Source organism: Alphaproteobacteria bacterium (genome assembly GCA_024244705.1).
In the GTDB taxonomy this organism is placed as follows: domain Bacteria; phylum Pseudomonadota; class Alphaproteobacteria; order JAAEOK01; family JAAEOK01; genus JAAEOK01.
The window spans coordinates 40,666-51,933 of the sequence record JAAEOK010000110.1 but is presented as its reverse complement, the minus strand read 5'-3'; the positions used below and the strand labels follow the sequence as shown (position 1 = coordinate 51,933).

Below are 11,268 nucleotides of genomic sequence, written 5' to 3'. Positions count from 1 at the left end.
TCGCTGGCGACATTGACCGAACCGCCCTCGGCGCTCGAGGCGTTGAACGAGGTCACCGTGATCGACGCCCCGGTGTCGGTGTCGGTGTCGTTGCTCAGCACGCCCGCCGGGCCCACCGTCAGCGTCACGTCCTCGTCGGTGGCGTACAGGTCGTCTATGGCAATTGGCGGATTCGGCTCCGGTAAAACCTCCTCCTCCTCGCGCTCGCCCGCAATCTCATCCTCATCGATGAAGGTCCCAAAGACGAGATCCGTATTGCCGAGTGGGCCGATAGCGATCAAACCGGGGCCAATTTCACCCGGATCGAAGGTCGTAAAACTGGCGCTTTCATGATCGTCATTGGGGCCGACCGGCTCGGTTCCGCCAGGTTCGGAAGCGGCGACAACCCGCCCAAGAAATTCTTCAAGTGAAATCGTTTCGCCGTTCGGCAAAGTAATAGTTGCCGCCTCGCCGCTTTGCATCGCGGAAAGGAAATCCTCGAGGACCACAGTCCCCTGGTCGTTTGAGATCAGCCAGAGATCACCGTCCCGGAGGAACTCGCCGTTCGCGGCTCCGTTAAGTCGGGACAACTCGAAACCAAGCTCAATTCCCTTGCCGCCTTCGATTTCGACGGCATGGTGCGCGCCCCTGCCGGGCAGTTGCACAACCGTTCCGTGGCCGTTAGCTCCGTTGCTACCGACCGCGGAAGTTCCGTTGGGAAATTTAGCCGTTTCAGCCTGCGCTAATTGACCCCGCGCCGGCATTTCCAGAGACTCGACACCATGCGAGGCCTGGCCACCGCCCTGCTCTAGCATTACAACCCTCTTGACCACCACTCGACAATATTAACATAACGTAAACGCGGACCCAAAAAAAGAGAAAAACATAGTTAATTCCAAAAACTTAAAGACTTCACTGAGAATAGGCGCCAATCCATCACACACCTAGATCGAAATGTCTCACTCGTCGCTCCAGAAAACACAGCGTAAGTGATTTAAAATAAACGAATATGTGATATCGCCAGTCGCTTCCTGTTCGATTGCCACCGCGAACCGACACATCGGTCTGTTACCGTATGGTTAATTTGCCGTACCTAACGTGGGTACGCCGACCGGCATATGCGAGCCCCCAAAATGTGGCAATTTGGGGGCGAAATCGGCCATTATTTGGAACTAGAGGCGTGCCGGGTTGAGAAAGTTCGCCATCCAACGGGTGACGCGAAAAACTTAAAAATAAAAAATTTGATGTAAATCTAAGTAATAAATAAACGAACACAAGATGAATGCTAAGAAAAATCGCCACGTGCGATAAAATATGGGTTGCAAAAACCGGTTTTTCCATACCCCAAAGCTGTACCCTCGAGTGTCGTAACCGTGCCGCCTGCCGCCGACAAGATGGCGTGTCCCGCCGCGGTGTCCCACTCCATGGTCCGGCCGCAACGCGGATAGATGTCGGCCTCTCCGGCCGCAATGAGACAAAATTTCAGCGAACTTCCGGCACCTACAACGCGGTCGATAAGGTAGCGCCCAAGGACTGCATCTTCTTGTTCGGTGCGGTGCGACCGACTCGCGACCGCGATGAGCCCGCTTTTGGGCGGCGTCCGCGCCGCGATCTTGCGTTCGCTGCCGCCGGCAAGTTCGATGGCGAAGCCAGCGTAGCCGGCATAGGTCAAGGCCCGCGCGGGCGCGTGAACGACTCCGAGGATGGGACGGCCGTCTCGGATAAGGCCGATGTTTACGGTGAATTCGTCGCGGCCGGCGATGAATTCCTTGGTCCCGTCCAGCGGATCCACGAGCCAAAATTCGTCCATTGGAACGGCCGATTCATCCCGGTCACCGTCCGCTTCCTCGGAGACGATCATCGTATTCGGTGCCAGCCGGCGCAGTCTTTTCAAAATTAGGTCTTCGGCGGCGAGATCGGCCTCCGTCACCGGCGACTTGTCGGGCTTTTCGACAAACGTCGGATTATCGCCAAAATATTTCAACGTTATCGCACCGGCAGCCTCGGCGATATCGATGATCGCCCGAAGGAGCTGCCGAGAGGGGGCGGCGGTACCAGTTGGGCTGGTCATGATCGTTGGTTCTCCAGATTGCGAGTCACGGACACATTCACGTAGCCCGCTATAGAAGGCGGATACCAGGCGGGCCAATGCATGAACGGCCTCGTTGTCGAGCGCCAGCATCACCGCGACGACACTGGATACACGCTCCCCTTTATGCCAGGCGAAATCGTTGCGCAAGGCATGCCCTTGGGTCGGTCGATAATCCTGCCTTCGTCGGCAGGAACAGATGCCGCCACAAACCGCGGATCGAACGTCACATTCCTAATGTCGTCCTACCAATTCCGTCGAAGTTTTCCCTAACGCGCTGCCACCGATTGGATCCGCGCGATCAAATCGGCCGGAAACATGTGCAGGACGGGTGCTGTCGCCGTTAGCGGACACGACACTTCGATACGGCCCTGTAAACCGATCGTTAAGCAAGTTCGGATTACGTTCGACGCCGGCCAAATTATTGGAAAGATGACAAATGAGTTCTCCCAAGAGACAGATCGTAATGCTGTCCGGCGTATGCGTTTGTGCGATGTTGGGGCACGTTCCATTGGCGCACGCTTACCTCGATCCGGGCACCGGGAGTATGATGCTCCAAGCCATCGTCGGCGCCGTCGCTGCCGCCGCGATCGTGGGACGGTTGTACTGGTCCAAAACCAAGGATTTTTTCATGCGGCGCCGGCATGGCGCCGATTCTCTTGACGGCGCGTCTCGCGGTCCCTAGACGCACGATGGATGGAACCCACCCGGTCGATGGCGCGTCGTTCCGCGATCCATCCGGCCATGTCTTCGCGATCGGCGAGCGGGTGCTGCGCACGGTTACGGAGATCGGACGCGCCGATTACGAGTTCGTTCGCGACGGAACACTGCTGAGCCAGCTCATCGCGGAAGGGCTTGTCGTCTCTGGCCAGGAATTGAATGACCTACCCGGCGACCCGGAAACTCAATCCAGTTGCTATACCCTCGAGCACCCGCGGCTGCCCTATATTTCCTATCCCTATGAATGGCCGTTCGAGATGTTGCGCTCGGCAGCGCTTCTCCATCTCGACATCCAAATTCGCGCCCTCGATCACGGCATCTCGCTCGCCGACGCCAGCGCATACAATGTGCAATTTCTCGGCGTTGACCCGATCTTCATCGACTACCTGTCGTTCCGCCGTTACCGTCCCGGCGAATACTGGCTCGGCCACCGGCAGTTCTGTGAGCAGTTCCTCAATCCTCTACTGCTCAGGTCCCTGCTCGGAATCCCGCATAATTCATGGTACCGGGGCCAACTCGAAGGAATTCCGACCGAGGCGCTGGCCCGCGTTCTGAGCCTGCGTCACAAGCTGTCGTTGCGTGTGCTCATGCATGTCGCGGCTCCGGCTCGCCTACAGTCGTCCGCCAAGGGCGATCGCCCGCGCGCCGCGCCGCGACGGTCCTTTCCCCAGTCGGGGTACCGCAACATGCTCTCGCAACTGCGAAATTGGATAAAGAGACTACACCCCGCCGACGGCCGGGCGACGACCTGGCAGGATTATGCGGCGTCGAATACCTATGCGGTGGCCGAGGCGGATGCGAAATCCGACTTCGTCCGCGCATTCATTTCCAAGGTCGCGCCGAACCTGGCGATCGATCTTGGCTGCAATTCAGGCGAATATTCGGAGGTCGCGTTGGATGTCGGCGCGCGCCGCGTGATCGGCTTCGATTTCGATCAAGGCGCCCTCGATGCCGCGTATGCCCGAGCGCGGACCAAGGGACTCTCCCTTACCCCGCTTTATCTCGACGCGGCCAACCCCAGCCCGGCGCAGGGATGGTGCCATCGCGAGCGGCAAAGTTTCGGCGATCGCGGCAAGGCTGATGCGGTGGTCGCGCTGGCATTCATCCACCATCTGGCCATCGCCCGCAACATCCCTCTCGACCAGGTCATCGCTTGGATCGTCGGCCTCGCACCAAACGGCGTAATCGAGTTCGTCGAGAAGTCCGATCCGACGGTACGGCAGATGCTGGCACTGCGCGAAGATATCTTCGCGAACTATAGTCGCGAGGCATTCGAGGCTGGCTTGCGACGCCTGGCGGCGATCGTTACGACGCAGACAGTCTCCGATACGGGCCGCACACTCTATTGGTTCGAAAGGACGTAGTACCGCCAGCTCTTGAAGTTCCGGCGTTCCGATCGCTCCGCCGCGCTCGATAATATGGCGTAGCCAGTGCTCGGAGGCGTTTATCGACCCGCAACTCCGGTAGCCGGGTATCCTTCCTTCAATCCAAAGCACGATTTCGGCCTAGCGCGAGACACCCAGATTCTCCGCGAGTTCGTCTTCGGAGCGTACCGCTGGTACCTCGCGAAACCGAGCGTCGACGAGACCGGCGAATAGAGCGTGAATTGAGGTCTGGCTGGGGTCGTATCCCGATTGGATGCTGGGCGCCTTGATCGCGAACAGGGTGGAGTAGTTATCGCGAAACCCGTCCCGGTCTGTACGCTGATAATGGCTCGATTTGGGGTCGGCCAAATTGATCCTGGAACCATGGTCGCCATGGACCAGGATGATCGCGTCTTCGTATAGGCCGCGGCGGCGCAACACAGCAAACAGTTCCTCAATTCTTCGCGACAAGCAGCCGATCTGGGCGAGGTAGCGCTGGTAGCGGAGCGCCCGAGTCTCCGCCGTATTGGTGGCGCCGTCCTCGAGGTCCGCGGCGCGCCTCAGTAGCCAATCGTCATAGGGGCGGATTCGGCAGGTTTCATCATAGACGTAGGGATAGTGGGGCAGCAGGATGTGTGCGAAATGAAACTCGCCACGCCTCGCCGATTCGAGCCGCTCTATCAGGCCGTTGAGCTCGTCCATGGCCGCGATCGGAGTGACATGCTCGGTCGCCCCGTCCGACCACTCCGGCAACGAATATCCGGCATTCGCGATGCGCGGTCGGAGGTCGCGGTATGTGTCACGCGCCATTTCCCCGAAATGGGACAGCGAGAAATAGAAGGCGAACAGGATTCGGGCCCGTTCGAGGACCGGCAGGTTTGTTTGATCGAGCGCGCTCAGGTTGCCGTTGTAGGTACGACACGAAGAGGCAAACGTGGTCCTGTCGGAGCAAAACCGCATGTACCTCAGTTGGGTGATCCGGAGGTCGTAACCCCAGTCGGCGATCCGGCGAAAATAGGCGTTGTAGGGGGCATTTTCTCGCGCGACTTGCCGCTCGTAGTTCTGCTCTGCGTCGGGGTTGAATTTCGGCTCGAACCCGAAGAGGTGGGAGAGGGAGACCCGCGTATGAAAGTACTCGCTGAAGGCGCCGCCATAGAGGCGGAATCCGTTGTCGACATAGAGGGAACGCAAGCGGCCACCGAGATCCTTGGCGAAATCGGTATCAGGGAGGCCGGCGGGGCCGATGTGCTCGTCGAGGATCAGATGCATGGCCAACGGAAGGGTCGAATCGCCAGTGCGTTCCGCCTGTACCGGTTTCGAAGAAAAGTATAGGCCGAGTCCGATGAGAATGACGGTGACGACGGACATTACGCCGAGGACGATCACGACAAGCGGTAGCCAGTGACGTTGCAGGAGCCAACCGCCGGCCGTGAGCGCCCCCGCGACAAGGAACGCGACTAGGAAATGTCGTTCGAGTTCATCGAACTGGATGTCGATGAATACCAGCACGAGCATTGCGACAATGACCGCCCGCCACAACCGGGACGACCGCCTCAGCAACAGGGCGCAGACTAGAGCGAGACCCGTCATCAGGGAGATAAACAAAAGGGCTTCCGGCCGGTAGAGCGGATATCCGTGGTGGAACAGGAAGACGAAGGCAGGAAGCCAAAGCGCGAGCAGCGGCGCGAGAAAATCATAGATCGGACGGTCGATCGCGCCTGGGTCCGTGTTCGTCCGATCGGATGTCTCGATATTCGCCATTTTTCTCCAGCCATACGCCTCGAGCATGCCGAACCGTTTTATGCGAAAAATGGTTAACAGCCCGGAAACCGTGGCAAATCTGGAGCCCGATCATTCGTTTCAGGCGATACGGCCGGTGGCTTGGAATCTCTCGCCTGGACAGGATTCGGTATATCGCTGATTGCCCCTCGATGCCCTGGCCCGGATCAATCTGTCGGACCCGCGAGAGCGGGAAAATCGTCGGGCAACTCATGGCGAATCGATTTTTGAACCGGCACAACCGCTCTGCTTTGAAGGTCCAAAATATGAACCGCCGGTTCGCCGGCGTCGCTCTTTGGACCCGGCATGGGAGTGGCAAGCTCATGATTCCATAAGTGCGCGAATGCGGCTTGAATTGAGATTCTCGTCAGGTCGTATTCGGGCGAAATGTTTGGGGCTTTGATCGCCAGGATGGTGGAGAAACCATCGACAAAGTCTTGCGGCGAAAGCGCGCGAATGTGGCTGGCCGTGGGCTCGATCAGGTTAATGCGGGAGCCGTGATCGCCATGAATGATGATGACGGATTTATCGAAAATATTCCGCTCGCGCATCTCATCGAATAGGGTGCCAAGCATGCTATGGAGGCATTCCATTTGCTCCAGGTAGGCCTCGTATCGGATGATTCTACCCTGGTTCGAATTCGACTCCGGGTAGGGTCGGTCGCCGGGGAACCTGGCCATCCATTCGTGCACCGGCCGTGCACTGCAGTCTCGGCGAAAAACGTAGGGGTAATGGGGCAGCATCAGGTGGGCGAAAATGGCGTCGCCCGCTTGTAAATTCAGAAGGTTTGCCCGAATTCGATCGAGTTCTTGTACGGTGGCGACCGGACCCAGGCGATCACTGCCGCCATGCGACCAACTGGGCAAATCGATGCCCGTCTCGGCCAACATTTGACGCACGAATAAATAGGCATCCCGAGTTGCGTATCGAAGCCGCGACAAGGAGAGGTAAAAGCTGAATATGACGTGGGCTTTGTTGGCGACGGACAGCGTGGTTCCATCGAGGGCGCGAAGATTCGATCGGTAAGTTCTGCAGCTATCTACCGAGGCGGAGTTGTCGTCACAGAATCTGAGATGGGGAATTTGCGTTACTCGAAGCCTGAACCCCGATTCTGTCAATTTGCGAAAGTATGGAGCGAGGACATCTCGGTTTTGTCCGCGGTAGGCTTGGACGAGGTGCGGGTCATAGGTCTCCCGAAATTCGAACATGTGGGGAACCGATACCAAGGTATTGAAGTATTCGCTGAACGCGTTCCCGTATAGGCGGAAACCGTTGCGCAGGAAAAATTCGGTTGTCCGCTTCTTCACCGTCGCTCCCCTTGCGACATCCGTTGGAATTCCTTCCACGCCGATGTGCTCATCGAGAATCAAATGGATCAGAATGGGGAGATCGCGTTCGGGCGGGAATGGATTAGTCCGCTCTGAAACCCGTGCCTCCGAATTGGCATTCAGGAACACCAATGCAAGGGTCGCGACCGACATTGCCGCAAAAACAATCACGACCACCCGCATCAGGTGTGTCCTGAGGAACCATCCGAGCGCGACAAGCAGAAGGAGCGCTCCGAGCGTGGCCGCGCTATGTCGGTCTAGATAGTTGAATTGCGTATCGATAAAGAACAGCAGCAGAATTGCCATCGCCGAAACGCGTCCGAAATGGCCTGATCGTCGGACCGCCGCACCGATGCCGACCCCGACTAATGCAATGGCTGCGAGAAAAACCACGGCCTCCGCGCGATACGGCGGATAGTCCTGATGAGACAGGAAAATGAAAGCCGGCAGCAGCAAAACGATGAGAGGCGCAGCATAATCGAATGCGGCATGTTCGGCGTCCAGTGCGCTTTTCGGACTGCTGCTTCCGCGGACCGCCAATTGCTTCTCCAGCCACTATTGCGGTTCTTCAAATACCGCTGCAATGGTTAACAGCGAGGAAATGAGCCGCATGTGGTTCTACCGGGAAAGATTGCGCGCACCGGTTTGTGGTATAATTCAAATATGACGCAACCGGTTTCCGATATCGAAGGCGCGCTCCCGAGTACGGTGCCCGGGCGTTACTGGCACACGCTCGACGACGGTCGCGTTCAATGCGATCTATGCCCCCGGTTCTGCAAATTGCGGGAGGATCAGCGCGGGCTTTGTTTCGTGCGCGCGCGTCAAGACGACCGCATGGTCTTGACGACCTATGGCCGTTCGAGCGGGTTTTGTATCGATCCGATTGAAAAGAAACCGCTGAACCATTTCCTGCCTGGAACGCCGGTGCTGTCATTCGGCACCGCGGGTTGCAATCTGTCCTGCAAATTTTGCCAAAATTGGGACATCAGCAAATCGCGTGAATTCGACACGCTGGCCGATGCCGCTTCCCCCGCGGCAATCGCGGAGGCGGCGGCGAGTACCGGGTGCCGCAGCGCGGCTTTCACATACAATGATCCGGTCATTTTTCTCGAATACGCGGTCGATACGGCGATTGCCTGCCGCGAGCGCGATATCAAATGCGTTGCGGTTTCCGCCGGTTATATCTGCCCCGAGCCGCGGGTCGAATTCTATCGCCACATGGATGCGGTGAACATCGATCTGAAGGCATTTACCGAATCGTTCTACGCCAAGATCTGTGCCGGCGCGCTCGAACCGGTCCTCGACACGCTTCGTTTCCTGAAGCACGAGACCGATGTATGGGTCGAAATCACGACCTTGCTGATTCCGGAGGAAAACGACAGCGCGGCGGAAATCGATCGAATGACCCAGTGGATTATGGAAAATCTCGGTCCCGATGTGCCGCTACACTTTTCCGCATTTCATCCCGACTGGAAGATGCTCGAAAAGTCGCGGACACCCCACGATACGTTGAGCCAAGCGCGGCGGATCGCGGTGGATAATGGACTCCGCTACGTCTATATCGGCAATGTTCACGATAAGGGCCGCAGCAGCACCTATTGTCACGCCTGTGGCGAACGATTGATTGCCCGCGACTGGTACGAGCTTTCCGATTGGCGCCTCGGCCCGCATGGCGACTGCTTGGCGTGTGGCACGTCTTGTGCCGGCGTCTTCGACTCCGAGCCGGGACGATGGGGGGCGCAGCGTCGGCCGATCAAAATCAAGGAATTCGCGGTCTGATCAATTCTGCCGCGGACAATCGAAGCTTTCCGTCGAAAACCGGTAGAACTGAATGGCATCGGACCAGTGGTCTTCGGGCAGGCGGGCTTTGCCTTTGAGGTGGCGGACGAAATCCTGTGGGTCGGGTAGGCTCTCCCACACCTGGGGCAGGAACAGCCCGCGCTTCTCGCCATCGACCAGAATCACGCCGTCCCGGTCGGGGTTAAGATCGGCGACCAATTGAGCCTCCGTCCGGCATTCGAGTTGGCGTGGCGTACTCAAGATAGAAACGCTGATGTCTATGCGGTCGCGATCTTCCGCCGATAACGCGGGGAATCGAGGATCGCCGAACCCGGCCTTAAAGCTGTTTTCCGCGACATCGAGCGCGAGCGAGCGGCTGGGCGTGATCGACCCGATGCAGCCGCGCAGCTTGCCGCCGATCTTCAGCGTGACGAACGTGGCGCGCGCACTGCGCAACTGAGGCGCGAGCGTATTGGCGACGACGCGAGGCATGCGGCCGCCGTTCTCGACCGCAGCGGAAATGACCCCACGGCCGAGGTCGCCCAACATTTTTCGATGCTCATCGGACAACCGCGCCGAGTGGGCATACTCGAAACCATACGCACCATAGCCGACGACACGGTCCTTGGTCCCCGCGGTATCGCCGGAATTGCGCAGATCGAGCGTGGTCACACGCATGTCGAGGGCACGGGCCCGGCGCAGCAAGCCCTTGATCGGGATTCGTCCACATGCCTGGTCGTCGTTGATTTGCCGGGGGCGGAGGCATTCGATGGCGAGCGACGCCGCGCCGTCGAGTTTCTGCGCCGATGCGTAGTCGTGATAGTGGCTGAGGTCGGAGCTGATCACGATCAACGTTTCGGGGCCTCCCCAGAGCTCCCGCAAAAGTGCTTCGACTTGAGGCGGGTCCGCTCTGCCGACGAGGATTGGTACGATCGAAAAATCGCTGAGAATGCGCTGAAGAAAGGGGAGTTGTACCTCGAGGCAATGCTCCTCCGTGTGGCACTCATCCTTGACCTCGACCCCGGCAAACGAAGACAGCCGGTCGATCGTGACCCGATCGAGGGGGACATCGCCGAGCGGCGATCGCCACAGCCGATGGCTGGGCACGGCGAATCCGCGAACCGGGACGCGGTGGCATGGGCCAATCATGACGACCCGCCGTATCTCGGCTGAGACGGCGTGAAGCGTGGCGTACACGGCGCCCGCGATCGGGCCCGAAAAGACGTGACCTGCATGGGGCGCGATGATCGCCTTCGGCGTGTATTCAGCGGCAGCGGATTGCGCCAGATGGCCATCCACGGATGCGGCCAACGGGCCGGCGTCGGCGGGAAAAAACGTCCCGGCGATAGCCGGCGGCCGCACATCGTTTACCAGCTCCATCGATTCTTCCGTCCTGGCTTGGAATGTGCCCAAGACTAAGCCAATTCCGATCGTCGCGGAAGAGCGGGCACAGCTCGCCGTTGTCGGCCAGGGGAACTGAGCAGGTGCGGCCATCGATACGACCGCGTAGACTTTGTTCATGTGTGGGCGGTATTCGATCACCACGCCGGTCGAGGCGATGCGGGCCTTGTTCGATTTTTCAGGGCCGGGGCTGAATTTGCGCCCGCGCTACAACGCCGCGCCGACGCAGGCGCTGCCGGTGGTGCGCCAGCGTGATGCGGACGGCGGTGGGGACCGAGAGCTTGTGCTGCTGCATTGGGGCTTGGTTCCGTCATGGGCCAAGGATATCAAAATCGCGTCCCGTCTCATCAATGCCCGGGCAGAAACGGCGGCCGAGAAGCCATCATTCAGATCCGCCATGCGTCATCGCCGCTGTCTGGTGCCGGCCGACGGATTCTACGAATGGAAAACCATCGATGGCCGCAAACAGCCGTTCCGCGTTTCCCGACCCGACGGCGGTCCGTTCGCCTTCGCCGGCCTTTGGGAATCTTGGCACCCCGATCGGGATGACCGGCTGGAATCGTTTACGATATTGACCACTGCCGCGAGCGCGGCCCTCGCCGATATTCATCCTCGCATGCCGGTCATATTACCGTCGGCGGCCTACGCGGCGTGGCTCGACCCCGATGCACAGACGGCGGCATTGGGGAATTTTCTGATCGCCTACGAAGGTGATTTGGATGCGACCCCGGTATCGACTGCCGTAAACAATGTTCGCAATGACTCACCCGCCTGCTTCGAGACAGCGGAGAGTGCGCCGCAATTGATCTGACGAATGATAATTCGGTGC

At 58.9% G+C, this 11,268-nt stretch carries 8 protein-coding genes; 3 read left to right on the top strand and 5 right to left on the bottom strand.

Annotated elements, in window-relative coordinates:
- Positions 1–644 (bottom strand): hypothetical protein (locus GY791_20105; GenBank protein MCP4330704.1); only part of this gene is annotated, 644 nt, incomplete at its 3' end.
- A gap of 620 nt (positions 645–1,264) precedes the next feature.
- Positions 1,265–2,050: a 3'(2'),5'-bisphosphate nucleotidase CysQ gene (cysQ, locus tag GY791_20100; GenBank protein MCP4330703.1), complete on the bottom strand. Its 786-nt coding sequence runs from the start codon at positions 2,048–2,050 to the stop codon at positions 1,265–1,267.
- A 710-nt stretch (positions 2,051–2,760) separates the two neighbouring features.
- Between cysQ and GY791_20095 the strand changes: the two genes are divergently transcribed.
- Entirely contained in the window at positions 2,761–4,152 is a 1,392-nt protein-coding gene (locus tag GY791_20095) for a class I SAM-dependent methyltransferase (GenBank protein ID MCP4330702.1), read from the top strand.
- Between the two features lie 141 nt (positions 4,153–4,293).
- Here the strand turns inward: GY791_20095 and GY791_20090 are convergent, their stop codons facing one another.
- Positions 4,294–5,913, bottom strand: a complete 1,620-nt coding sequence (locus tag GY791_20090) for a hypothetical protein (protein MCP4330701.1) — start codon at positions 5,911–5,913, stop codon at positions 4,294–4,296.
- A 185-nt stretch (positions 5,914–6,098) separates the two neighbouring features.
- On the bottom strand, positions 6,099–6,818 hold the full coding sequence (locus GY791_20085; GenBank protein MCP4330700.1) for a DUF229 domain-containing protein: 720 nt from the start codon (positions 6,816–6,818) through the stop codon (positions 6,099–6,101).
- A 1,104-nt stretch (positions 6,819–7,922) separates the two neighbouring features.
- Here GY791_20085 and amrS point away from each other — a divergent pair.
- Positions 7,923–9,038, top strand: a complete 1,116-nt coding sequence (gene amrS, locus GY791_20080) for an AmmeMemoRadiSam system radical SAM enzyme (GenBank protein ID MCP4330699.1) — start codon at positions 7,923–7,925, stop codon at positions 9,036–9,038.
- On the opposite strand, the gene amrB is transcribed toward amrS, so the two are convergent.
- Positions 9,039–10,418: an AmmeMemoRadiSam system protein B gene (gene amrB, locus GY791_20075; protein ID MCP4330698.1), complete on the bottom strand. Its 1,380-nt coding sequence runs from the start codon at positions 10,416–10,418 to the stop codon at positions 9,039–9,041.
- Between the two features lie 139 nt (positions 10,419–10,557).
- Between amrB and GY791_20070 the strand changes: the two genes are divergently transcribed.
- Positions 10,558–11,250 carry an SOS response-associated peptidase gene (locus GY791_20070; protein ID MCP4330697.1) on the top strand — a complete coding sequence of 231 codons (693 nt, stop codon included), beginning with the start codon at positions 10,558–10,560 and terminating at the stop codon, positions 11,248–11,250.
- Positions 11,251–11,268: the final 18 nt, after the last annotated feature.

Bases quoted from the DNA above. Each gene is read 5' to 3' on its own strand.
- amrB (MCP4330698.1), bottom strand. From the start codon at position 10,418: ATGGAGCTGGTAAACGATGTGCGGCCGCCGGCTATCGCCGGGACGTTT.
- cysQ (MCP4330703.1), bottom strand. From the start codon at position 2,050: ATGACCAGCCCAACTGGTACCGCCGCCCCCTCTCGGCAGCTCCTTCGG.
- GY791_20095 (MCP4330702.1), top strand. From the start codon at position 2,761: ATGGATGGAACCCACCCGGTCGATGGCGCGTCGTTCCGCGATCCATCC.
- GY791_20070 (MCP4330697.1), top strand. From the start codon at position 10,558: ATGTGTGGGCGGTATTCGATCACCACGCCGGTCGAGGCGATGCGGGCC.
- GY791_20090 (MCP4330701.1), bottom strand. From the start codon at position 5,913: ATGGCGAATATCGAGACATCCGATCGGACGAACACGGACCCAGGCGCG.
- amrS (MCP4330699.1), top strand. From the start codon at position 7,923: ATGACGCAACCGGTTTCCGATATCGAAGGCGCGCTCCCGAGTACGGTG.